Source organism: Sulfurimonas iocasae (assembly GCF_047716755.1).
GTDB lineage: Bacteria > Campylobacterota > Campylobacteria > Campylobacterales > Sulfurimonadaceae > Sulfurimonas.
Genome location: NZ_CP180409.1, coordinates 485,664 through 509,146, shown reverse-complemented (window position 1 = coordinate 509,146; position 23,483 = coordinate 485,664). Strand labels below are relative to the sequence as shown.

Here is a 23,483-nt window from a genome sequence, read left to right as displayed (position 1 = left end):
ACTAATCCTTTTTATTCAGCTGTTTATACTCATAATTCGTTATTATAAACTCTTTTTTTAGATATTCTAAATGGAGCGGAATTATAGCATTTTCTTTTTTTAACTTCTTAATTCTTTTTACAATACTATAAGCATCTCCAAAATTATTATTATTAGATAAATCTTCATATAATTTTCTTTTATCTGAGTTAATTATCTTATGAAACTTATTGTGACAATTAGAACATACACCAAATAAGTTTAAATAATGATCTGGACCTTCTGCTCCATTTTCTTTTAATGGTATAAGATGATGAAACTCTAAATGAGCATAGCTAATTTGACCATCCTCTACTTCAGTTAAAAAAGTTGTTTCTTTACAACTATCACACTTTATTAAATGGGTCGAACTATCTGAAAATTTACCAATATAATAACTTCTTATAGTCTTACTAAGTTCTTCACTCCTATCAGGGTTGACTGACTTAGTTTGTTTTTTGGATATTCTTTTCATATTTTTCTCTAACTCTGGTAAATTTCGATTTGTAATAATTAGAAATTTGTAATTTTTTGTTTTTTTATCATAATTAAACTGATTTATTTTTCCATCTTTTAAGTTTTTTTCAATTTTTTTCAATTTTTCCGTAATGACTTTTTTGTTTTTTATTCCAGTCATTTCATAGAAAGGTTTAAATTCCTCTAAGTTGTCATATATTGCCTTTTTTGTTACTTTATAATTTAACTTATCGGCTTTTATGGCAATATGAATATATATCATATTTAGTACTAAATTTATGTCAAAGTTAAAAATATATTTATGCCATTCATATATAATTGAATCATAATTTATATCAGAAAGACTTCTAGTATTAACTTTTGCTATGTATTTTTTTTTAAGCATTTCTTCAGAATTTTTATATAACTTTTTATATTCTTTATTTAAATAGTCTCCTATTAACTTATAATTTTTATACAGGAATGTAAGTTTATCTACATTATTAATTTTGTATTCATTCTTATCAAGTTCAATACAAGATAGATAATTATTATTTCTATCTAGGGAATATGTAAAAATTCCTAACAAATATTTTTTTAATTCTTTTCCAAAATCATCATCTGTATTGCCTTTATTTCTGATATAAGTATCTAGCTTAGCACGTTGAATATATTGACTTTTATCGTTATCTGATAATACATTATAATCAAAATCATCATCTTTAATTTTAGAAATTATATATTTATATTCATCAAAAGTAAAACTTTTTTGTTGATTTAATACTTCTAGTATTTTTATATATGGGTTAAAAAGGATTCCAAACTTATTGTAATCAAGAGTTAAATCTTTATCTATGGAACTAAAGTCATAGACAGGAGGTTGAGATATCATTTTCAACTTTTGATGTTCCCAAATCAATAACAACTGACTAAAAGTAGAATCTATAACTTTTTTCCCTATATGGGTAAGGCTAAAAAAAACATTCATTTCTTTTTTTTGGTATTCACCCTGAAATAAACCATAAATAAATAATAGTTTTCTCTCATTTCTCTCCGCAGAATGGTAATCTTTTAAAACTTTATCTAACTTCCTAATTGACTCTGAATGTTTATCTCTATCCCCTGGATGTGATTTTAATAAATATTGATTTAACCTATTTTTAAGTATTCTAATCCAATTTTCACAACTTTCATAAGTAAATTTATCTTCTAAAATCTTTTTCTTTAATACTTTATTAAAGCCTGAATTACCACCAATATCCATTAATAAACAAAAATAAATCTTTTTTGCATTAAATAACTTTTCCTTAGATAAAGGAGCACTGCTTAATGTTGAAGTAAACTTATCAAAAGAAATTAATGAATCAGGAATCACAAAGAATGAGTTAATATTTTGATCAGTATTAGTTTCAGTATTAATACTTTTCCAAAAATCATTAAAGTTTATTCTTATTTTTGTTATTAAAAATTCATCTTCAATAAAGAAATAATAATAACACACCATCCATTTTTTTAGATACTATAATGTTCCAGAACTTTTAACTCTGTTAATTTCATATGATTTAGTCAACCAATAGTTTTTTGGTAATACTGTTTCTTCAAATTCCTCAATATTATTAATCATTCTTTACCTTTTTATTAAGCAACCATATACCCCTCATTCATTAAATCATTATATTCATCATGTGTTATAATAAATTCACTTTTTAAGAAATCTAAATGAATAGGCTCAATAGCATTCTCATCCATTAAAATTTTAATTCTTTCAATAATGGGTTTATTTAAATTGTTATTTTGTGAAAGACTAGTATATAAATCTTCTTTTTTGTTATTTTCAATAAAATGTAATTTTCTGTGACAAGCTGGACATATCCCAAACAAATTCATATAATGATCAGGTCCCAACTCTTGATTAAATGGAATTAGGTGGTGAAATTCTAGATAAGCTATTCCATTTCTTGTGACAAATGTTGTATCTTGGCAACAATCACATTTTATTAATTTTGAAGAACTATTAGCATATTCATTAATGTAATAAGCTTTTAAGTTCGAAATTAAAGTAGAGCTTCTCTCTCTGCCAATAGAAATATGAATGTTATTACTTACTGTATTTTCACTTGAGATATCTTGTAATTTATTTAATAATGCTTCGGTTGCAAGTTCACTAGGTATTGTTTCCTCATATTCTGATTCATCTTCAGTAATTAAAGTATGTGTTATCCCTGAACTTAACTTACGTTGTATTTCTTTAATAAAAGTAACAAATTCAGTTTTAGTAAACCCAAACATTTTATATATAGTTTTATAATCTGATGACAAGCTTCTTATTTCATTACTTCTTATAGAATAATCGTATTTTTCAAGACGTAAAGACATTCCAATGTATATTAAGTTTAGATATATATTTTCATCAAAGTTTATTATATATTTATTCCAGCTATAAATAACTTTTTCATCTTCTTCATATAAAGTTTCATTAACAGTTGCCAAATATTTATTTTTTAATTCAGTCTCACATTTCGAATAAAATTCTTGATTCTTTTCATCTAAGTATTGAGTTAAAAAATTATAATTCATACTAATGAAATTTGATTTGTCCTTATCTAATATTCTAATCTCCATATTATCAAACCAACTAATAAATTTAAAATAATTAGTATCTTGATCTTTAGGTAATTCACAAACACCTAATATATATTTTATTAATTCTTTTCTAAAGTCTGCACTACCTAAATCACCGCTTCTATCAAAGCTTTCTGCCTTTGTAATATAACTATCAATACTTTCATTAAATAATTCAGAATAGCTCTCACTACTATTCTTGATTTTAGAAATTATATGTTGATACTCATCCAGACTAATAGATTCTTTATTGTTTATGATTTCTAAAAGTTTATTATATGGATGTGATAATATTCCAAAAGAATCATAATTCAATGTATCTTGTCTTTCTAAATTTTGGATGTCATTAACAGGTGATTGTGAAATCATTTTAAGCTTTTGATGTTCCCAAATTAGTATTAACTCATGAAAATTGGACTGTAAAACACTGTTTCCAATATTTGTCAATTTATAAAAACCTGATAAATCAGCAGAATATTTTCCATGAAAAAAGCCATAGTAGAAAAACAATTGTCTTTCATTTCTATATGATGCATGATAGTCTGGCATGACATCATTTATTTTTTTTATTTCTTTAATTATTTCTTTTTTTCTTTTAGGTATTGATTCAGCATATAGTTCTAACTCTTTGTTTGTAATTAATTCAGCTAAAAATACTTCGCAGTCTTCAAAAGAATATTGCTCCTTATCAACTTTCTCTTTAATTGCCTTCTTATAAGATGCTTGTCCTCCAAGATTCATAATATAGGCAAAATAAAACTTTTTTGCCTTTAGTTCATATAATTTTTTTTCTTGATCATCTTCAAAAACCCTAGTCGTATTTTTAAAAGTAGAAAGGGTGGTGAAAGTATTTCGTATATCAATTGTATAAAAAAAATCTCGAGCTTCATCCTGAACAGAACTATCTAAGCTATTAATAAATTCATTAAAGATTGTTTTTATTTCATCAATATCTGATTGGTGCATAGATTCTTTCATGAAAATATAATAGTAATAAACAATCCACTTTTTCAGATACCATAATGTTCCACTTGTGGTCTTCTTACTAAACTCCATTGATTATGTTAGCCAATAGTTTCCATGTAGTATATCTTCAACAAAATTTTCAACTATTTTATTCATAATAAGTCCTATTTTAATGATTTAATATTTTATCTAAATAAATTATTTATCGCTTGAATGGTCAGTAGTTTTACTTAATGTGCAGCAATGATTTCCTTAACGAATTGGCCTAACTTTAAAATAGCTACTTACAAAACTTATTGGTCCTTTGATACTGTCATTTCCTGAGTTTGTCACATTCAAATTTGGATACTCTGCTTTAAATTGCTTTATATATGAAGATTATAGCAACAATACTGTTTTTAGCTTCAACAAGTATAACCTGCTGGTTTGGAACAAGACCAACGAATGTTAAGAAAGCTTAGAGATAAATAACTTTTAATATCTTTATTAATCTTATCGGCTAGTTCTTTGTCACCTACTTTAGAAGCAAATGCTAGAAGTGTCAATAACATATAATATGTTGCACCTCTCAGCATACCAATAACTTCATCACTCGAAAAGTTAGTTCCAATGGTGTCTTCTGTCATACATCTTGAAATCATAAAGTGTCCACCATGTGCATAGCTATGAAGTGCTTTTATTTCTTTTCTAGTGCCTAAAGTTAGCTTATCTTCGTCAGAATGTTCATCGATCATGTCAAACATAATCTTAAATGTTGGGAATTTATCTTTTCCTTTTTCTAATTGATTTATTGCATATGTAACAAGCTTATTATTTTCATTTAATGACAGCCACATAGCCCTTATAGATGCTTCCACTAATGGTCTAGAAAGAGAACTTGCAGAAACATATTTCTCTCGTTCTACTAGAATACATATTGATTCATGATTATCCATTGCAATATAAACATACGTTAAAATAACTTTTGTAAGAAAGTCACCGTTTGTTTCTCTACCATCAATTAATTCACAAATAGTATCAAATTGTTTTTTAGCATTTTCTGTGGCGTTATCTACTCTAACATCCATTATTTACACCCATCCCTTACTTTCGTTCATTATAATAGTCATTAATTATACCAACTAATTCATCCGAAAATACAGCTTTCTCTAAAGCTATATTTTTTGGATAAGGTAGTATGTAGCCTCTAACTTCAACAAATATACCAATATTAATAAATTTTGCCAGTGCAGCTTCTTGTTGTTTTTTTTGAATACTCTGCAAATGCAATCAATAAAATAACAACTACCACTATTACTAAATAAGTCATATATATCCTATTTCTATATTTTAATGAAGTATACATAAAAATAGATTAGAATATAAAATATTATATATTATTATTATGATATACAATAAATAAAACAAGCAAAAACAAATGAAAAAGCTATTTACTTATTTAACAAATGATGGAATGTCCCATATAAACTAGACAATTACTAATCCAGTAAACACTGTATTTAGTGGTAATAGAAATGGTCGTAATTTACCCAACTATACCCTTAATCTTACGAACATAAACACCTAACTACCGTACTATAGAAATTTAGAAGGTGTCATTTTAGCTATCACTTAAAAGACTACATTAATAATGTAGATAGTATAAATAAAAAAGCATCTTAGAATTACTGGAAACAATGAAAAAAACGAGCACTAGATAATCACTTTATATTAAAACCTATACTTGTTTTCTATATGTATAATATCTTCTATACTTAATAGTTCTTCTGCTTTAGTATAAGTAGGTAGAGAGCCTTTTAATGGATTTACCTTATTAAGATGTTGCTTCGCCCATTTTAACCATTTTAGCGTATCTATAGGTATGGTTTCATTTTGAGATTTTGCATTATCTTCAACAGCAGATATATAACTTTGAAGTTGCATAGTAAAATTCCAATCTTTAGCTTGCTTATCTAGTTGTTCTATCATGTTTCTTTCTAGCTCAGTACAGTGTAAATTATATTTTTTTAAAATATGAGCTTCTAGTCGTTCTTTTTCTTCCTTTTCTTGTCTAATTCTATTTTCTTTTTTTGCAGTTGCAAAGTCAAATATCCCATCTATATAACTTGGTAAAAGTTCTTCTAGTGTATGTAGCTTTCCAGCAGACCATGTTTTTCTTGTACTTCCTGCATAACTTTTAATAAGCAAAGACACTTTACCACTTGGAGAATATTCACGTTCTGTACGAGACCAATATCCATTATTTACTAAAGTTGTTTTTGTAACTGTTGACTTTTCCTCTACTGCTATTTGTATCTCTTCTTCATCTATTTTAATATAAGTCCCATATCTACCAGAAACATCTATCTCATAGCCTTTCTTTTCAAACCATTTAAATAGAGAATCTAATACTCTAAGAACTTCTTTGTAATTAGCTATAGAGATTCTAATATCAACACAATCATCTCCTGAATGTATCATTCCATATTCATCTGGTTTGCCAGATTTTAATCTATCTCGCGTTTTTGCAATTATAGAATGTGGACTTGAAAGAGTTTGTTTAACAGTAATTCTATGTTGTTTAGGAGCCCTAATTATAGGCTTTTTAGCTTTGATACTAGATATATTATTTGCTACTTTTAGTACAGTTTTCTGTTTCTTGGTTAGTAATGTAAAAGAGTTATAGTTAGCAAGTGGAGGAGTTTCTATAATATGCCCAAAAGCTATCTTTTGCCAATGTCCCATCTTTGGTATTTGTATTAAGAATTTAATACACAGTTTTCTAAGGTCAGTAGCCGATATATTATGTTTAGGAGCTAGTTTTGTAAAAGGTTTACTCCAGACTTGTTTATATAGTTGTTCTCTGTTTATAAATTTAATCATTTTATTGTCCAGTAGTAAATTTTCATTACTAAAGTATATGTTAATTAATTTAAAAGTGGTAGTAGAAATGGTCGTAATATACCTAACTATACCCTTAATCTTACGAACACAAACACCTAACTACCGTATTATAGGGATTTAAAAGATGTCATTTTAGCTATGACATGGAAGAAGTCACTGGTTCAAGCCCAGTATCGAGCACCATTCAAACTTACACAACAGCTAGTAAAAATACTCTTCATATTATTTATTGTTCCTCTTTAAATACAACAACACGATTTTTCCCAGACAATTTTGCATCATAAAGTGCCTTATCCGCTCTACTAATAATATCATCTATTCCTCTAATATCTAAAGATGAATGGCATATACCAATACTTACTGTCACTGAAAAACTAGCAAATTCAATCTTTGATATTTTCTCTCTAATTCTTTCTGCTAACAATACAGCATCATTAAGCGTAGATTCTGGAACGATTATGGCAAGCTCTTCTCCACCATATCTTGCCGCAATATCCATATTTCTGATATTTATATTTATCAACTCTCCTATTGTTTTTAATGCTTCATCTCCTGCTAAATGTCCATAATTGTCATTTACTTGTTTAAAGTCATCGATATCAATCATAAGCAAAGAAAGTTTTTTTCTGCTTCGAAAGCTTTTTTCTAACTCTTTTTTTAATGCAAAATTAAATACACTTTTTAAATAGAGCTGGGTTAAGTCGTCTCTTGTTGTTGTTTCGGACATAAAACTACTTTTATCTTCTTGAATAAGAACAGGAGATGATAATGAATTATGGAAATTTGAAAGATAATCGAGTGTGGCAACGGCAATACCAGGATTTCTATCAAGTCTATTGGTTAAATTATCAAGATGTAAATTTATTTTACTCCATATTAACTTAGCTTCTTCGAGTTCGTATCTTTCATGAGTTAATACTAACAATACTTCAGAATATAGTTTTTCACCATATTTTTTTTCAAAACGCTCACGGACATTTTTGTGACGAATAATAGATTCAATATTTTCTAATGACAAAGTAGAATCTTCGGTTTCAATTAAATCTGCATACTGTTTTTGCTTTCTTTTCAACAACATCTCCTTTTATAAAATCTGCATTTATACTACCTAAAAAAGATTGAGGTATATACCATTTATTAATTCATTTGGAATTTTAAAATAATACTTGCATAAGCAGTTACAATATTATCAAAATCATATTTCCTTGTATTATCTCTTTGGCTTGAATTAAAACTCATAATTCTTGCTCCAACCTCAAAATCAAAAACTTCGCTTAAGCGTACATTAAATCCAATATCTCCACCGAAATATATATTGTCAAGTGTAATTTTCTTGTCATTTCTCTTGTCATTATACTCCATATTAATAGTACCTGCATTTACACCTATGAACATATCTGAATATTTTGAAAAATTAAATAGGTACTGAAATTCCATGCCGTAAGTACGTGCAAAATCAAACTCTTTTGCTTCAAAAACTCTTGTGCTTAAAAATACTCTGTAGTTTTTTATTTCTGTTCCTACTTTTAGACCAACATGAGTTAAGTTTATACTTCCATCGTCCGTTATGACACCACTATCTGTTTGTTCATAATCAAGACTACTATATCCTGTTTCAATACCAATTAAAGAGTAATTATTAAGTTCTGCTGCAAGTGGCGAAGATAATAATACAGCAGATATTATCATTTTTTTTAATGTTTTGTTCATAACACATCCTTGTATTTAACATTATTTAAACCTTCTTGCTTATGTAGTAAAACTAAGGCAACATATTAATCTCTCTAGCACAAATAACACCGCTGCTAAATGCCCATTGGAAGTTATAACCTCCAAGCTCTCCTGTTACATCGACAACTTCGCCTATAAAGTGTAGTTTTTTTACATTTTTTGCTTCTAAAGAACTGCTTATCAATTCACTTGTTTCTACTCCGCCTCTACATACTTCGGCTTTTGTAAAACCAAAATTTCCTGCTGGAGCAAATTCATAGTTATGAATAAGTAAAAGTTTCTCTTTTGCATATTGACTTAGTTTTTTACACTCCATATCTTCTACACCTATAGCCTTTAATATAGCTACTGAGAGTCTTTTAGGCAAAGGTATTACTGAGCTAATGAGCTTTTTACTTCCACTGATTAGCTCCAATATACTTTTATTTGGTAGAAAGTCTATGGCAATATTTCCCTTTCTCCAATATAAAGATGCAGACAAAACAGCAGGTCCACTGATACCCTTATGCGCAAAGAGAAGATCCTCATTTAAAACTTTATCTTCTACTTTTATATTTACATAACAACTCAGACCACTTAACTCTTTCATCCAAAACTGTTCTTTTTGAACTGTCAATCCAACAAGAGCAGGAGTAAACTCCTTTACATCTATTGAAAAACTTTTTGCAATTTTAAGACCAATATCACTTGCACCAAGAGTTTTAAAACTTTTACCACCTGTTGCGACAACAACTCTTCTGGCTTTTATGTTTCCTCGGTTCGTTTTAACCTCAAATAATTCATTGCTTTTTAAAACTTCTATTATCTCTCTATTTAGAATAAGTTCTTGGTGTTTAGTCAATCTTTTTAAAATATTTATAATTTCATCTGAAGAGTTTTTACAAAAGTAGTATCGATTTTTTCTTATAACGGGTGTTAGAGAATTATTTTCTAAAAACTCTAACAAATCTTCTTTGGAAAATCTATTCAAAACATTTGAAACTAACTCTGAATCTCCATCAAAATTCTTTTCACTAACACTTACATTTGTAATATTACACTTTCCACCACCTGAAACTTTTAATTTCTGGGCAACTTTGTTATTTACATCAACAATTGCTACACTCATTTTTTTACTTAACTTGGAGGCACACATCAAGCCGCTTGCACCTGCACCCAATATTAAAACATCATATATTTTCATGAGAGTATTATACTTTAGATATAATACGAAAAATATTTAAAAGTGGTAATAATGAGCAACAAACTTCACATAGTCTCTCTTGGCTGTACAAAAAACCTTGTCGATACAGAAGTAATGATGGGTAAACTACAAAATTTCATCCTTACAGATGCAGAGGATGAGGCAGATGTAATCATAGTAAATACTTGTGGTTTTATAGATGCAGCTAAAGAAGAGTCTGTAAACACTGTTCTTAGTCTTCATGAAGCAAGAAAAGAGGACTCTGTTTTAGTTATGGCAGGTTGTCTTAGTGAGAGATACAAAGAAGAGCTTGCAACCCAGATGCCAGAAGTAGACATATTTACAGGGGTTGGTGATTATGACCATATTGATGAACTTTTAGCAGAAAAAAAGAGCCGTTTTTCTGATGAAGTTTTTCTTATTGATGGAAGTGAGAGAGTTGTAACAGGTTCTACTTACCACGCTTACATCAAACTATCTGAGGGCTGTAACCAGACTTGTAGTTTCTGTGCTATTCCATCTTTTAAAGGAAAATTAAACTCTCGTAATCTTGATTCAATTGCTAAAGAGGTGGAAGGTTTAGTAGCTAAAGGTTATTATGATTTTAGTTTTGTCTCACAAGACAGTTCTTCATACCTTAGAGATCAAAACATCAAAGACGGACTAAGTTTACTTATTCAAAGAATTGAGCTTGTAGAAGGTGTTAAAAGTGCCAGGATATTGTATCTTTACCCATCAACTACTACTATCTCACTTCTTAAAAACATAGCAAAAAGTGAGATTTTTCATAACTACTTTGACATGCCTATTCAGCATATAAACGATGATATGCTTCGTATGATGAAGCGTGGTTTTGGTAAAGAAAAAACTATAGAGCTCCTAGAGTTTATGAAAAGTCTTCCTAACTCTTTTCTTAGAACTAGTTTTATAGTTGGGCATCCAGATGAAACTGAGGAAATGTTTGATGAGATGTGTGAGTTTGCATCTTCATTTGGTTTTGATAGAATAAATGTTTTTTCTTACTCTGATGAAGAGACAACTCCAGCTTATGACATGAGCAATAAAATCTCAGATGAAGTTATAGCATCTCGTGCACAAACACTTGGAGATATTGCGTCTGAGTGTACTCAAAAATCGCTAGAGAATGAAGTAGGCAAAGAGATAGAGTTAATCATTGATAGCCAAAGTGATGAGCATGAGTATCTTTTAAGTGCAAGAAAGACTATCTGGGCACCTGAAATCGATGGTGAAATCTATGTTAACGACAGACTTAAAGATGAAGAGATAGAATTTGGAAAAATTTACAAAGCCAAAGTAACTGAACATGTTGGAGATATTTTAACTGCAACAGTAGAAAATTAAATTTTTACAGATGCTTGAAACTTCATCACTAAAATTACTAAAAAAAAGAAAAAATCTTCTTGCCTTCTCAGGAGGAGCGGACTCAACTGCCCTCTTCTTTTTACTTATAAAACAAAATATAAAATTTGATATTGCTATTGTAAACTACAATCAAAGATCACAGAGCATAAAAGAAGTAGCATATGCAAAAGAGTTGGCTTCTAAATATAACTTAGAGTGCCATACACTTGTAGCCTCAAAAATAAGTAAAAACTTTGAATCAAAAGCAAGAGAGATTAGATATGATTTTTTTGAAAAACTCATATCTGAATATGCTTATGATAATCTTCTAACTGCTCATCACTTAGGAGACAGGTTTGAATGGATGCTGATGCAGTTTTGTAAAGGTGCTGGCTGTGCCGAAATTGCAGGAATGCAAAAAGTACAACAAAGAGATTATTACACTCTTATTCGCCCGCTTTTGCATCTAGAGAAAAAAGAGCTGTATAGTTATCTTAATAAAGAAGAAATCAAATACTTTGAAGATGAAAGCAACAAAGATGAAGATATAAAGAGAAACTCATTTAGACACAACTACTCTGCTCCTTTATTAGACAAATATCTCAATGGTATTAAGAAGAGCTTTGAGTATATAGATGAGGATAGGCAAACTCTCATTCCAGAGGTAGACATCAAACATATTAAAGATTTTACATACTTTAAAAGTCTCAAAAAGCAAAGAGCCGATATATTTATTGTAGATAAGATTTTAAAGTCAAAACTATATATGTTAAGCGCAAGTGAAAGAGAGTTATTAAAAGATGCTAAAAGTCTGATTGTTGGAAGAAAGTTTATAGTTTTAAACAGCGGTGACTTTATTTTTATAATTCCATATGCTAAAGATACTTCTAAAATAAGTATGTCCCATGAATTTAAAGAAGAGTGTAGAACTTTAAAGATTGATCCTAAACTTCGTCCTTTTCTTTATAAGAATGAAGAAGTTTTTATAAAAGTCAAAGAGTTACTTAGCTGATACTTTTTTAGTGTTATAAACCTTCATCGTAAATGATGAAGTAATCAATTCATGATCCCTTTTAAAGTTTATAGGAAAATTAATACCTATAATCCAATCAGCTTTATTAATAGCATCTAAAAACTCATAAAAACTCTGCGGAGAGTTAATAGAAGAAGTTGTATTTACTTCATAAACACTAAATTCATCTTCATTTTCTAAAGCCTCTTTTTTAGATAATCTTAGTGTTGTAAAATATGAACTGTGTTGTTTTTCAAACCTCTCACTGTTAAATGGATTATCAAAGGCTGTGATAATATGAGCATTATCGGACTGAAGTTGTTTTAGTTTTTCTAAAGTAGAATCATTAAACTCTTGATATCTTCTAAGTTCTATGCGGTCTTTATTTAATGCATTTCTTTGTTTTCTATACTCTTTTCCTTGTGGAATCAACACAAGAAATGAAAAAAGAAGAACAAAGATAAGCAAAAATATAGATAAAAAAAGTAGATAAATATTTTGTCTTGAGATATTAATTTTCATCATCTGTCTCCACTTCTTCTTTAGTATCAGGAGATTCAAGTACTAATTCATCTTCATCTATATAGTTTGTAGATACAAACTTCAGCCATCCATTTGGAGCTGGATAAAAGCTACTATATGTCCTGTGAAATATTGAACGCAGTGGTGCTTGAAGCATAAAATTATAGACATCTTTATTTGGTGTTACACCATATAAAATGAGTCCATTACTAAGCAAAGAAGCTTCTGATAATGTGATTCTTTGAGGTACTAAATCAAATAAATTTGCAATTGAATCTTTAAGAACTGTATTTTTAGTATTGATTCTCTCAAAAAGAAGCACCTCTTTTTCTATAAAAGTTATTTGTGCTTTCATGCTAGTGATACCAACTTCTAATTCAGCTCTTTTTTCAATAATATCTTGTGTATTTTTGCTAAACCTATAATCTTTAAAAACTAAAAATAGGTATGTTGAAAAAAGCATAAAAAGGGTAATGCTAAAAAAACTAAAAAGTAGTTGCAGTTCTGATGAAAAAACATGTTTTTTTCTTGGCTTTATATAGCTATATTTCATTTTAAGTCTGCCTTTGCCATCTCACAAACTTCAGCACCCAAATCTACATGTCTAATAAAAACACTCAAAAACATTTCCTCTTCCAAATACCTTTTTAAGTCTCCACTTACACCTATAGCATCTGCTATATAAACACTCTCTACAAACTTGCTATCATATTTGTAATCTTTATAAAATCTATTTATAGAACTTTGAATAAGGGAGTATTGTTGGTAATCTTCATTAAAACCACTGCCATCGTCAACAGGAGGTTCTTCATAATTATCCAAAGGTTCTTCATCTTCATCATCTTCTGTCTCAGCAAACTCATCAATCTCATCTATAGAATCTAGGTCTTCAATATCTCCAAAATCATCAAGTCCCTCTATGTCACTCATAGATTCTACTTCATCTAAATCTATACTATCATCTAAGTCAAGATCGATTTCATCATCATCAGTCTCATCCATGAGTAGTTCTTCATTATCGTCACCATGTTGCATATCTATATGGTCACCAAATAAAAGCTTAGAATTATCAAAAACACAGACAGTTATATAGTTGTCTTCTAAAAGGATATAAAGGGCGAGATGGCTATCTATCTTGTCTTTAAAAAAGTTTGACAAAATAATAAATGGAGAAAATATAAAATCTACACCTATCTTGGAATAGTTATATTTTATAATATCCAGATTAGGCTTTGACGTATAATAAGCCCACTCATCAGGATGACAAATATATTTGGATGATGTCATATCATTAAAGTCAGACATATCTTTACTCGCACAGGTAGGAATTGCACCTTGTTCATCTGAAGTATCTAAAATTGAAATATAGTAAAATGGTGATTCAGCAATAAAAGATTTTATATACTCATGCACTTTATTAGTGTATTCTATAGTATCAAAACTCTTAGAGTCGCTGTTAATTATACTTTTTTTATTGCACTCTTCTACATATACGATGCTTTTTGAGCGCTGAACAACAATACTAATAAATACTTTATGATATAAAGCTTCAAAAAGCTTACCTAACACTGCTCATCTCCACAAAGTGGATGTGCTTTGTTATAGTTTTGTTGTTTCAATGCACTGCCTAATTTTGTATATATTTGTGTTGTTGCCATACTTGAGTGACCAAGTAATTCACTTACATCAGCTATTGGTGCACTACCATTAAGAAGTGCTGTCGCATAAGAGTGACGAAGCTGATGCGGAGTTACCTTTAGTCCGACTCTTTTAAAGACTTTATTAACTGTATATCTTAGACTGTTTTCGCTTAATCTTTCATCATTTACTTCAAAAAGAAATATTTTTGGACAATTATTGGATAAATATTCATCTATTAATACTTTTGTTATGTGTAAAAGTGGCACATCTCTGTGTTTATTTCCTTTACCTAAAACTCTAACCCATTTATCAGATATATCATTTAACCTTATAGATGAAAGTTCAGAAATCCTTAGACCTAAAGTATAAAGCATTGTTACAACTAACTTTTCATAGAACTCGGCATGTTCAAGTGCTTCAATAATATGCTTATGAGAGATAGGCTTAGGAAGAGTTTTTGCAACTTTTATACTCTCATCTGCTTTTAAAAATATTTTCATATTATTATCATTTAAAAATTTTACAAAAGTTCTTATAGCACTAAGTTTTTTACTTATAGTTTTTGGATTTAATTGTGAGATTTTTATACGGTAAGGCATAAGATTTATTGTAGTAGCATTATCTTCTTCAATAATTTCTACATTATCTAAGGCTTCTTTTATTGCTTCATCATAGCTTTTGATTGTTAAGTCAGAGTAACCTCTAAAATCTTCTAAAGATTGTAAAAATTCTACTCTTTTGCTACTTATTAACTTTTTCAAGTAGTTTCTCAAAATCGTTATTATATCTTGCAGCGTCATCAACTAATTCTCTATCAGTAACAACACTTGGAGCAAGTTTTACGTAGGCACTAATCATAATATTACATATTGTTCTTATCTTTGCTTTATCTGCACCTGATATAACATCATGAGTGGCAATTTTATTTATATCATACATGTATTTTTTAGCATCTTCTATATAAGAAACATACTTTAAAGAGGTAATAGATTGAGCCATTATTGTTGAAGCCATACGATTATAAACATCCATACTAAAAGCCTCTTTAGCAAGGACTAGGGCTTCTTTATAGTCACCTACCTCATAGTAATACTTTGCTTTTAGTGATCTTTCATAAGATGGGTTCATCAAAAAATACCCACCCATTACTACTATCATTAAAAAAGCTACGCTTGGAATCAATACTCTAGATTTCATAATTGTCTAACCTTTTTTTTAAAAAAGCTCTCGCCTCTTCTAGCTTCATCTCGCTTATATCTAAAGATTCTGTTGCATAAAAACGCATAATACCAAAAGGCTTAGGGACCACAAATTTATCCCAGCTATTAAACTGCCAAAATTTAGTTGGAGTCATTCTAACAAGAACTATCTTAGCCTTTGTTTTTTGTGACATTACTATTACCCCATCTGCAATTTCATGTCTTGGACCTTTTGGACCATCTGGAGTTATACCGATATCATAACCATCTTTTAAAGATTTCATAGCTTGGATAAGAACTCTTGCTGCATTTTTGTTAGTTGATCCTGTTATCGTTTCTAATCCTAAATATTTTATGGTTTTTGAGATGAGTAGTCCATCAAAGTGAGGCGATATTAAGACTTTAGCATGTGGGATTTTTCTATAGTGAAAATAGATATATGGAAGCATCAAAAGCTCGCCATGCCAGCAAGCAAAAATAATTGGCTCGTCTCCTATAGTAGGAGGAACATAAAACTCTTTTTTATTTGTTATATGCAATAGGCGTATAAATAGCGAAGCTAAAATCGGCACTATTATTAAAGCGATATAACGAAATAGTTTTTTAAGCAACTATCTTTCCTTCTAAGATTGTCCTTCCAATGGAAGTTATCAAAACATCTCTAAATTCTCCTAGAAGCTCATCAGAGCCCTTAACTTTGACAACAATGTTATTATCACTTCTACCACTTACATAGTAGTCTTGAATCAGATCTTCAAAATAGACTCTGTAAGTCTTACCAAGAGATGTAGCGTTTATCTCATCTAAAATCTCTGTATGAAGACTTTGAAGCGTTGTTAATCTATGAGATGCTACTTCTTCATCAACTGTGTTAGTAAAATGCTCAGCTTCTGTCTCAGGACGAGCTGAATATTTAAACGAAAATATCTGATTAAATCTAACTTTTCTCATAACATCCAAACTATCTTCAAAATCTTCATCACTCTCACCTGGAAAAGCAACAATAATATCAGTTGAGATGCTAACTTCTGGACACTCTTTACGCAGTTTTTCAACACGATTTAAGAACCACTCTTTTGAGTAACCTCTCTTCATATCTGTTAAAACTTTACTAGAACCACTTTGAAGTGGCATATGCATTGACTTACATATTTTAGGATTAGTTGCAAACTCTTCTATAAACTCATCATCCATATGAAATGGATGAGGAGATGTAAAACGAATACGCTCTAAACCCTCTATTTTAGAGAGCCTTCTAAGTAGTTCTGAAAAATTAACTTTTTCATGACTACCAGAGAAACGGCGACCATAGTTATTTACATTTTGACCTAAAAGAAAAACTTCTTTTGCACCATTTTCTACTGCCCTTTGGGCTTCATTAACTATTAGATTATCAGGAATAGATATCTCATCACCCCGAGTTTTAGGAACGATGCAGTAAGTACATGCTTTATCACATCCAATAGAGATATTTATAAAAGCTTTATACGGGGATGTTCTAAAATCATCAAAAGCGAATTCACTCTCATCATAATTTATATCTATCTCTACCGCTTTATCTTTATGTAAAACTTCCGTAATTTTAGATACGTTTCTAGCCCCTAAAACAAAATTTACATAAGGTGCTCTTTTTATTATTTCTTCGCCTAAGTGAGAAGCTGTACAACCGCAAACACCGATCTTGGCATCTGGCTTTTTCTTTTTGTTAAAAACACCAAGTTCTGAGAAAAGTTTAGATACTGGTTTTTCTCTAACAGAGCATGTATTTATCAAAATAAGGTCAGCTTCTCTAAAGTCATCAATCGATTCATAACCCTCTTTCTCTGTTAGCTGAGCAATCATATGCTCGCTATCACGAGAGTTCATGGCACAACCTAATGTCTCAATAAATAACTTTTTACTCATTAATTATCTCTAGCTAATAATGTGTACTTGGTACATATATTCGTTATCTGAAAGTCCAAACTTAACTTCACTCATGTAAAAACTCTTACCTTTTTCTTCAAAATAATCTTGAAGTTCTAGTAAATCTTTGTGAGAGTTTTCTCTATCGAAGTAAAAAATCATACTTCCCTCTTTTTCAACACTTGCTTCGATTTTTTCTAAATCAGCTTTTTTTGGTTTTGTTTCAATATCTGTTCTAGCAAATTTTAAATCCATTTAATTATCCTTGTTCTACTATTATAAAAGTCTTGCATTATATACAAACTCTACTAAAAGTCATATTAAAGTTATTTTCGCTATAATTGCATTACTTCATAAGAAATCCCAAAGATTTTACAACTGTTTTTTATGAGATTACCTTAAATAGGACATTTAACTATGGAAAAAATATTAGATATTGTAGATGCTATTGCACACGAAAAAGGACTTCAGCCAGAGAAAGTTCTAGAGGCTTTAAAGACTGCTTTTATTCAAACTGCCAAAAGAGTTATTGATAGAAATTTTGCATTTGAAGCAAATATTGATGAAGCTACAAAAAGCATCGAAATTGTTCAAACTATTACTGTTGTAGCAGATGACGATGAAAGACTTCAAGATGAAGAGGTTGCTCCTGCTTACATATCTATTACAGATGCTAGAGAGTATGATGATCAAGTAGAACTTGATGATCAACTGCAGATTCCACACGATTTAGAAGAGTATGGACGAACTGGTGCATCTCAACTTCACAGAGAGATTGAGTACCATATTCAAAGACTTGTTGAAGATGAACTTTTTAATAAATATATGTCAAAAATTGGAACACTGGTAACAGGTCGTGTGACAAGCGTTGACTCTAACAATGCTACATATATAGAAGTAGATGAAGTTCGTGCTGTACTACCTATGAAAAGCCGTATTAAAGGTGAAGTTTTTGTAAAAGGTGACCACTTAAAAGCTGTAGTTCGTCGTGTAAATATGGACAAAGAGAATGGAATCCAAATCGAACTTTCACGTACAAGTCCTAAATTTTTAGAAGAACTATTAGCTCTTGAAGTTCCTGAGATAGCTGATGGTGTTGTTATTGTAGAGAGAAGTGCTCGTATTCCAGGTGAACGTGCTAAAATTGCACTTCTTAGTACTCACCCACAAGTAGACGCTGTAGGTGCTACAGTTGGTGTTAAAGGTGTTCGTATTAATGCTGTTAGCCAAGAGTTAATTGGTGAAAATATTGACTGTGTTGAGTACACAACAATTCCTGAACTTTTTATATCTCGTGTTATGAGTCCTGCAATCATCTCTCATGTTGAGATTATAAAAAATGAAGATGGAGAAGCCCAAAAAGCTATTATAACTCTTCCTGCTGATCAAAAATCAAAAGCGATTGGTAAAAGTGGAATCAATATCCGTCTTGCGTCTATGCTAACTGGATTAAATATAGAGCTTGTTGAAAATGACACTGTTACTACGGAAGATGGTGAAATTGAAGAAACTAAAGATGGTGTTGACGCACTAGAGGCGTTGTTTAATTAACCTCTTTTCATGTAAGGATTTAATCTTAGTAAGATTAAATCCGCTATCATATTTCCAAGTAAAGTCAAAAAAGCTGTTATCATCAAAGTACCCATTATTATAGGATAGTCACGACTCAAAGCCGACATAAAAAACAGTTGTCCCATTCCCTCAATTCCAAAAATAGACTCTAAAATAACACTACCGCCGATAAGTCCCGGAAGAGATAATCCTAATAGTGTAATAATAGGAGGAAGAAGATTTGGCAATATATAATAACGTAGAAGCTGTTTTTTGCTAAGTCCACGAGATAGCGCAAAATAGTAATAATCACTCTTTAGTATCTCTAAGGTTAGAGAGCGAATATAGATAATCATACTTCCAAGACCAACAAATATCATAACTCCAACCGGTAAAACTAGGTGCCAAGCCATATCAGCGTAATATGCAAAACCTATTTTTTCTTCAATGGAATGAAGTCCTGCTATTGGGAACAAATCTAAGTTTAGGGATAAAAAGATTATAAACAAAAGTGCCAGATAAAAAGATGGCATAGAAAAAGAGATTAAAGATATTTGACGGATAATATAGTCTGCTTTTTTTTCATAATCTAATGCTGCTTTCACCCCCAAGTAGAGTGAAATTATAAAAACTGCAAAAAGAGCTGTAAAATTCATAATAAGTGTAATCGGAATACGTTTAAATATCTCAGCGCTAACATCCTGTCCACTTACAAAAGAGATGCCAAAGTTAAGTGTAGCTATGTTTTTAACCCAGTCAATATACTGACCAAAAAGTGATTTATCTAAACCATATACAGCTTTTAATTGTTCAATTGCTTCTTTAGTCATGTTAGGATTTAATTCACCTGCTGCGAAAAAACTGTTTGGTGCAGCATGAATTGCCAAAAAAGATATTACAGAAATAAGCAATAGCATAAACAGTAGATAAAAAAGTTTTTTTGATAGTAGTAACATGTGAAAGATTATATCAAAACAAAGTGAAATAAAAGTTCATACTCCAAAAACAGGAAAAGGAATATGAACTTTAACAAACATACCATAGTCAAGTTAGGCATGTTTGTTATAGGAGGGAAGATTCTAGATAAAAAAGAAATCTAGAAGTTGTAAGTTAAATAAAGTTGTACAGTATTGTATGCATCACCTTTAGTATTACCAGTTTTAATATTATCGTCATCAGACTTTGTATAAATATAATATAAACCTGTATCTAATGGACCAAAAGATCTTGCTACTTCAAAAGTTGCCTCAGCAAAATCTTTCTCTGTTGCAGTATTGCTTCCATTTTTACCAATAGTTGCTTGAGTATAGTAGATACCTAAATTATATCCAGCGACAGGAGCAGTAACAGTTATGTTAAATGCACTAGTATCAGCCTTAGTGATTTTTCCATAGAACCACCATGCTTCTGTATAAAGTTTAGACTGTGAACCAGCTAAGTTAGAACCTGCTCCTAGAGCAATTGTACTATCTTTTTCTTCGCCAGTTTGAGAATAAGAAACTTTAGCAGTAACAACATCTTCTTTTTCATAACCTAACATTACAGCATAAGCATTGTTACTTGAATCTTTTGCTATTGGAAGCATTTCAGTTTTTGTATAATCAGTAACAGTATATTGAGCACCTGCTAAAATACCTTCATAGTTTAAATCAGCTTGTAGCCAATAGTTATTTAAGTAACTTGGAGCATCATAGTACCATGCTTGAGCAGTTAATGGTTTCCAAGAATTATTTATAACACCAGCAGCAACTGCACCCTTGTAAAATTGTGAAAAGTTTGTGTTACCTTTTGCATTAACAGATTGCATAGTACCACTTGCATTTCCAAAACCAGTTACCTTTGTGTTAGTCTCACTACTACCACTTACAATACCGTTAACAATATTATTACTGTTAGTAGCACCAACATAAGCACCTACTAAAGTAGTATTTGGAATATCTTGGTTAATTAATACAGCTGCTTCAAAAGTATTTTTAGCTACCGACCAAGTCTCTGTAAATACCATTGGAGTATCTAGTGTCATACGACCAGCTTTTGCAGTAGTTTTATCGTATGTTCCGGCTAACCATGCTTCATCAAATAGGAAATAATCATTAGTTCCATTCGTTCCTTCCCAAACACTATCTACAAGTTGTCCTTGTAAACCTAATGTTGTAAGTGCAGTCATATGTGCGCCTGCTGATATTCCTTTTGTTAAATCAGCACTAACACCTAAGCCAAGCGAAGCTTGACCTGTTGATGATGTGTGATCAAGTAAAGATGCTGTTGCATTTGCATTACTATCATCTTGTGTACTATAAAACAACTTAGCGTCACCACTAACTTTAACGTTTTCAATTGCGAATGCACTTGAACCTACTAGTAGCGCAGCTACTAAACTTAATTTTGTAAATTTCATAAATTCTCCTTGATATGTTTATCAACATGTGAAAGAAGTTTATCATAATCATTTTTCATATCATTCTATTTATTGATTAATTTTTAATCAATAGTTTATACTATAATTTCAGCATGAAAAATTTAAAGATAACAATAATTGCAACTATTAGTATACTTAGTCTAAGCTCTTGTAGCTCAAACACTACGGTAGCACCATCCCAAAATGAATCACTAAACAGTGTGACAAATTCAACAGCAGAGAAAAACAACAAAGGTTCTATGCAAAAATCACTTGATAGCTGGTTAAAAGATGAGTGGACACCAAAGGTTGAAAAAGATGAAGATATAAAAGCAAAAAATCAAGATAAAGAAAGAGACTTCAAACTGCAAGAGTATATAGATAAGAGTGAGGTATACATGAAAGAGTCAAATTCTACGACACAAGACTCACACTATAAAAAGATGGAGTCTATGCCAGTTATTGGAAAATAAAAAAGGTAATTACTCTTTCATGTCCCATGAAAGAACTGTTTTACCTTCTGGACTTGTCTCTGCTGCAGCCATACCCATAATATTATATCCACTATCTACATAGTGAATTTCACCAGTAACACCAGATGCCAAGTCACTTAAAAGATACATTGCAGAGTTACCAACTTGCTCAGTTGTAACATTTTTCTTTAGTGGTGAATTGATTTCATTCCAGTTAAGAATTTGTTTAAAGTCACCAATACCTGCAGCAGCTAATGTTCTAATTGGTCCAGCTGAGATAGCATTTACTCTTTGACCTTTTTTACCTAAATCAACAGCCATATATCTAACAGTTGACTCTAATGCAGCTTTTGCAACACCCATTACATTATAATTTACAATATATTTTGGTCCACCTAAATATGAAAGTGTTAAAATAGAAGCATCATCAGCTAACACTGATTCTAAACGGTTTGTTAAATCAATAAGTGAATATACAGAGATATCCATAGCAATTTGAAATGCAGACTTTGAAGTTTTAATAAAAGGCTCGCTTAGTGCTTCTTTTGGTGCAAAGGCAACAGAGTGAACTAAAAAATCAATCTTACCAAAATCTTTTTCTATTAACTCAGCAATTCCTGCCATGTGTTCTTCGTTTGATACATCTAATTCATAAACTTTATCACTTCCAAACTCTTTAGCAATTGGCTCAACTCTTTTTTTAAGAGCATCATTTAAATAAGTAAATGCCATTTCAGCACCCTGATTAGCACAAGATTTTGCGATGCCATAAGCTATTGATTTATTATTTGCAAGACCTACGATCAGACCTCTTTTACCCTTCATTATCATTATATATTTTCCTTAATTTTTTTATTTTCTATATTTTGTGCATATTCACACATTGAACAAAAGTTCTTTACATTTAATGCAGCACTTCCAACTAGTATCCCATCTACGCTTTTTAATGCTAAAACATCATTAGCATTTGTAATTTTTACACTACCACCATACAGAAGTGGTGCTGATGATTTTTTCTTTAACTCTTTGTGAATAGTTTCTATCTCTTGAAGTGTTGGTGTTAGACCTGTTCCTATCGCCCAAACCGGTTCATACGCAATAATTAGATTTTTATAATCTGTATCTATGCCTTCATACTGGGCTGAGATATATTTCATCATTGTTTCATTACCGGCTTCTCGAACTTCTAAAGGCTCACCAATACAATAAACTATTTTAAAACCTTGCTCTTTATAGTAGTTAAACTTTTTTACCAGTTCTTCTTGAGTTTCACCTAATACATGTCGACGCTCACTATGTCCAATTAAAATAGTTTTAACACAAAATTCATCTAAATGATCTTGTCCTATTTCGCCAGTAAAAGCTCCATTGGCAGCTGCATAAGCATTTTGAGTACCAATAGTAACTTTTCCGCTATGAGTATTAAGTGAAGATGGTGCAGGAAAAACTAAAATTTCTTGAGAAATTTTGTTTTTATTCAAAAAATCTTCTAATTCATCTACATACTCGCTTGTCTGTTTACGAGTTAAATTTGTTTTTAAATTTGCAGCTATTATCATAA

At 30.4% G+C, this 23,483-nt stretch carries 24 protein-coding genes; 4 read left to right on the top strand and 20 right to left on the bottom strand.

Going from position 1 to position 23,483, the window contains the following annotated elements; genetic code table 11:
* Window position 1: 1 nt before the first annotated feature.
* The 8 genes from ACLHDE_RS02610 to ACLHDE_RS02575 form a co-directional block, all read right to left on the bottom strand.
* The gene (locus ACLHDE_RS02610) at window positions 2-1,975 is read right to left on the bottom strand and encodes an HNH endonuclease (protein WP_415397610.1); all 1,974 of its coding nucleotides are present in this window, start codon (window positions 1,973-1,975) and stop codon (window positions 2-4) included.
* 137 nt (window positions 1,976-2,112) lie between these two features.
* Window positions 2,113-4,074: an HNH endonuclease gene (locus tag ACLHDE_RS02605; RefSeq protein WP_415397609.1), complete on the bottom strand. Its 1,962-nt coding sequence runs from the start codon at window positions 4,072-4,074 to the stop codon at window positions 2,113-2,115.
* 392 nt (window positions 4,075-4,466) lie between these two features.
* Window positions 4,467-5,129 (bottom strand): DUF6988 family protein, encoded by a 663-nt coding sequence (locus ACLHDE_RS02600; protein WP_415397608.1) that lies wholly within the window; start codon window positions 5,127-5,129, stop codon window positions 4,467-4,469.
* A 16-nt stretch (window positions 5,130-5,145) separates the two neighbouring features.
* Window positions 5,146-5,325 (bottom strand): hypothetical protein, encoded by a 180-nt coding sequence (locus ACLHDE_RS02595; protein WP_415397607.1) that lies wholly within the window; start codon window positions 5,323-5,325, stop codon window positions 5,146-5,148.
* Between the two features lie 447 nt (window positions 5,326-5,772).
* Complete coding sequence (locus ACLHDE_RS02590) at window positions 5,773-6,924, bottom strand: hypothetical protein (RefSeq protein WP_415397606.1); 1,152 nt, start codon at window positions 6,922-6,924, stop codon at window positions 5,773-5,775.
* A 247-nt stretch (window positions 6,925-7,171) separates the two neighbouring features.
* Window positions 7,172-8,017: a GGDEF domain-containing protein gene (locus ACLHDE_RS02585; protein WP_415397605.1), complete on the bottom strand. Its 846-nt coding sequence runs from the start codon at window positions 8,015-8,017 to the stop codon at window positions 7,172-7,174.
* A gap of 65 nt (window positions 8,018-8,082) precedes the next feature.
* Window positions 8,083-8,655: a hypothetical protein gene (locus tag ACLHDE_RS02580; protein ID WP_415397604.1), complete on the bottom strand. Its 573-nt coding sequence runs from the start codon at window positions 8,653-8,655 to the stop codon at window positions 8,083-8,085.
* Window positions 8,656-8,707: 52 nt separating this feature from the next.
* Window positions 8,708-9,859, bottom strand: coding sequence for an NAD(P)/FAD-dependent oxidoreductase (locus ACLHDE_RS02575; protein WP_415397603.1), 1,152 nt, complete (start codon window positions 9,857-9,859; stop codon window positions 8,708-8,710).
* A 51-nt stretch (window positions 9,860-9,910) separates the two neighbouring features.
* On the opposite strand from ACLHDE_RS02575, the gene rimO reads away from it, so the two are divergent.
* Complete coding sequence (rimO, locus tag ACLHDE_RS02570) at window positions 9,911-11,221, top strand: 30S ribosomal protein S12 methylthiotransferase RimO (RefSeq protein ID WP_415397602.1); 1,311 nt, start codon at window positions 9,911-9,913, stop codon at window positions 11,219-11,221.
* 10 nt (window positions 11,222-11,231) lie between these two features.
* Window positions 11,232-12,233, top strand: coding sequence for a tRNA lysidine(34) synthetase TilS (tilS, locus tag ACLHDE_RS02565; protein WP_415397601.1), 1,002 nt, complete (start codon window positions 11,232-11,234; stop codon window positions 12,231-12,233).
* Here tilS and ACLHDE_RS02560 read toward each other — a convergent pair.
* From ACLHDE_RS02560 to ACLHDE_RS02525, 8 genes are read right to left on the bottom strand one after another with little or no spacing between them, the layout of a single operon-like run.
* Window positions 12,222-12,758: a hypothetical protein gene (locus ACLHDE_RS02560; RefSeq protein WP_415397600.1), complete on the bottom strand. Its 537-nt coding sequence runs from the start codon at window positions 12,756-12,758 to the stop codon at window positions 12,222-12,224. The two genes, tilS and ACLHDE_RS02560, sit on opposite strands and share 12 nt — an antisense overlap.
* Window positions 12,745-13,308, bottom strand: coding sequence for a hypothetical protein (locus tag ACLHDE_RS02555; RefSeq protein ID WP_415397599.1), 564 nt, complete (start codon window positions 13,306-13,308; stop codon window positions 12,745-12,747). Before ACLHDE_RS02555 ends, ACLHDE_RS02560 begins: the two co-directional genes overlap by 14 nt.
* On the bottom strand, window positions 13,305-14,324 hold the full coding sequence (locus ACLHDE_RS02550) for a hypothetical protein (protein WP_415397598.1): 1,020 nt from the start codon (window positions 14,322-14,324) through the stop codon (window positions 13,305-13,307). The genes ACLHDE_RS02555 and ACLHDE_RS02550 overlap by 4 nt, the downstream gene beginning before the upstream one ends.
* Entirely contained in the window at window positions 14,318-15,157 is an 840-nt protein-coding gene (locus tag ACLHDE_RS02545) for a tyrosine-type recombinase/integrase (RefSeq protein ID WP_415397597.1), read from the bottom strand. The genes ACLHDE_RS02550 and ACLHDE_RS02545 overlap by 7 nt, the downstream gene beginning before the upstream one ends.
* Window positions 15,138-15,593 (bottom strand): hypothetical protein, encoded by a 456-nt coding sequence (locus ACLHDE_RS02540; protein WP_415397596.1) that lies wholly within the window; start codon window positions 15,591-15,593, stop codon window positions 15,138-15,140. The genes ACLHDE_RS02545 and ACLHDE_RS02540 overlap by 20 nt, the downstream gene beginning before the upstream one ends.
* Window positions 15,583-16,206: a lysophospholipid acyltransferase family protein gene (locus tag ACLHDE_RS02535; RefSeq protein ID WP_415397595.1), complete on the bottom strand. Its 624-nt coding sequence runs from the start codon at window positions 16,204-16,206 to the stop codon at window positions 15,583-15,585. The genes ACLHDE_RS02540 and ACLHDE_RS02535 overlap by 11 nt, the downstream gene beginning before the upstream one ends.
* The gene (gene miaB, locus ACLHDE_RS02530) at window positions 16,199-17,500 is read right to left on the bottom strand and encodes a tRNA (N6-isopentenyl adenosine(37)-C2)-methylthiotransferase MiaB (RefSeq protein WP_415397594.1); all 1,302 of its coding nucleotides are present in this window, start codon (window positions 17,498-17,500) and stop codon (window positions 16,199-16,201) included. The genes ACLHDE_RS02535 and miaB overlap by 8 nt, the downstream gene beginning before the upstream one ends.
* A 9-nt stretch (window positions 17,501-17,509) precedes the next feature.
* Window positions 17,510-17,755, bottom strand: a complete 246-nt coding sequence (locus ACLHDE_RS02525) for an HP0268 family nuclease (protein WP_415397593.1) — start codon at window positions 17,753-17,755, stop codon at window positions 17,510-17,512.
* A 162-nt stretch (window positions 17,756-17,917) separates the two neighbouring features.
* On the opposite strand from ACLHDE_RS02525, the gene nusA reads away from it, so the two are divergent.
* Complete coding sequence (gene nusA, locus ACLHDE_RS02520; RefSeq protein ID WP_415397592.1) at window positions 17,918-19,051, top strand: transcription termination factor NusA; 1,134 nt, start codon at window positions 17,918-17,920, stop codon at window positions 19,049-19,051.
* On the opposite strand, the gene ACLHDE_RS02515 is transcribed toward nusA, so the two are convergent.
* Both ACLHDE_RS02515 and ACLHDE_RS02510 read right to left on the bottom strand, forming a co-directional pair.
* The gene (locus ACLHDE_RS02515) at window positions 19,048-20,007 is read right to left on the bottom strand and encodes an ABC transporter permease (RefSeq protein WP_415397591.1); all 960 of its coding nucleotides are present in this window, start codon (window positions 20,005-20,007) and stop codon (window positions 19,048-19,050) included. The genes nusA and ACLHDE_RS02515 overlap by 4 nt on opposite strands.
* Before the next feature lie 140 nt (window positions 20,008-20,147).
* Window positions 20,148-21,449 (bottom strand): hypothetical protein, encoded by a 1,302-nt coding sequence (locus tag ACLHDE_RS02510; RefSeq protein WP_415397590.1) that lies wholly within the window; start codon window positions 21,447-21,449, stop codon window positions 20,148-20,150.
* Between the two features lie 113 nt (window positions 21,450-21,562).
* Here ACLHDE_RS02510 and ACLHDE_RS02505 point away from each other — a divergent pair, with 113 nt between their 5' ends.
* Window positions 21,563-21,922, top strand: a complete 360-nt coding sequence (locus ACLHDE_RS02505; RefSeq protein ID WP_415397589.1) for a hypothetical protein — start codon at window positions 21,563-21,565, stop codon at window positions 21,920-21,922.
* A 9-nt stretch (window positions 21,923-21,931) separates the two neighbouring features.
* Here the strand turns inward: ACLHDE_RS02505 and fabI are convergent, their stop codons facing one another.
* Window positions 21,932-22,753: an enoyl-ACP reductase FabI gene (gene fabI, locus ACLHDE_RS02500; protein WP_415397588.1), complete on the bottom strand. Its 822-nt coding sequence runs from the start codon at window positions 22,751-22,753 to the stop codon at window positions 21,932-21,934.
* Entirely contained in the window at window positions 22,753-23,481 is a 729-nt protein-coding gene (locus ACLHDE_RS02495; protein ID WP_415397587.1) for a triose-phosphate isomerase, read from the bottom strand. The genes fabI and ACLHDE_RS02495 overlap by 1 nt, the downstream gene beginning before the upstream one ends.
* Window positions 23,482-23,483 lie beyond the last annotated feature (2 nt).

Bases quoted from the DNA above. Each gene is read 5' to 3' on its own strand.
- ACLHDE_RS02505 (WP_415397589.1), top strand. From the start codon at position 21,563: ATGAAAAATTTAAAGATAACAATAATTGCAACTATTAGTATACTTAGT.
- ACLHDE_RS02495 (WP_415397587.1), bottom strand. From the start codon at position 23,481: ATGATAATAGCTGCAAATTTAAAAACAAATTTAACTCGTAAACAGACA.
- ACLHDE_RS02560 (WP_415397600.1), bottom strand. From the start codon at position 12,758: ATGATGAAAATTAATATCTCAAGACAAAATATTTATCTACTTTTTTTA.
- ACLHDE_RS02555 (WP_415397599.1), bottom strand. From the start codon at position 13,308: ATGAAATATAGCTATATAAAGCCAAGAAAAAAACATGTTTTTTCATCA.
- ACLHDE_RS02510 (WP_415397590.1), bottom strand. From the start codon at position 21,449: ATGAAATTTACAAAATTAAGTTTAGTAGCTGCGCTACTAGTAGGTTCA.
- ACLHDE_RS02540 (WP_415397596.1), bottom strand. From the start codon at position 15,593: ATGAAATCTAGAGTATTGATTCCAAGCGTAGCTTTTTTAATGATAGTA.
- ACLHDE_RS02525 (WP_415397593.1), bottom strand. From the start codon at position 17,755: ATGGATTTAAAATTTGCTAGAACAGATATTGAAACAAAACCAAAAAAA.
- nusA (WP_415397592.1), top strand. From the start codon at position 17,918: ATGGAAAAAATATTAGATATTGTAGATGCTATTGCACACGAAAAAGGA.
- rimO (WP_415397602.1), top strand. From the start codon at position 9,911: ATGAGCAACAAACTTCACATAGTCTCTCTTGGCTGTACAAAAAACCTT.
- ACLHDE_RS02575 (WP_415397603.1), bottom strand. From the start codon at position 9,859: ATGAAAATATATGATGTTTTAATATTGGGTGCAGGTGCAAGCGGCTTG.
- fabI (WP_415397588.1), bottom strand. From the start codon at position 22,753: ATGATAATGAAGGGTAAAAGAGGTCTGATCGTAGGTCTTGCAAATAAT.
- miaB (WP_415397594.1), bottom strand. From the start codon at position 17,500: ATGAGTAAAAAGTTATTTATTGAGACATTAGGTTGTGCCATGAACTCT.
- ACLHDE_RS02600 (WP_415397608.1), bottom strand. From the start codon at position 5,129: ATGGATGTTAGAGTAGATAACGCCACAGAAAATGCTAAAAAACAATTT.
- ACLHDE_RS02580 (WP_415397604.1), bottom strand. From the start codon at position 8,655: ATGAACAAAACATTAAAAAAAATGATAATATCTGCTGTATTATTATCT.
- ACLHDE_RS02515 (WP_415397591.1), bottom strand. From the start codon at position 20,007: ATGTTACTACTATCAAAAAAACTTTTTTATCTACTGTTTATGCTATTG.
- ACLHDE_RS02605 (WP_415397609.1), bottom strand. From the start codon at position 4,074: ATGAAAGAATCTATGCACCAATCAGATATTGATGAAATAAAAACAATC.
- ACLHDE_RS02590 (WP_415397606.1), bottom strand. From the start codon at position 6,924: ATGATTAAATTTATAAACAGAGAACAACTATATAAACAAGTCTGGAGT.
- tilS (WP_415397601.1), top strand. From the start codon at position 11,232: ATGCTTGAAACTTCATCACTAAAATTACTAAAAAAAAGAAAAAATCTT.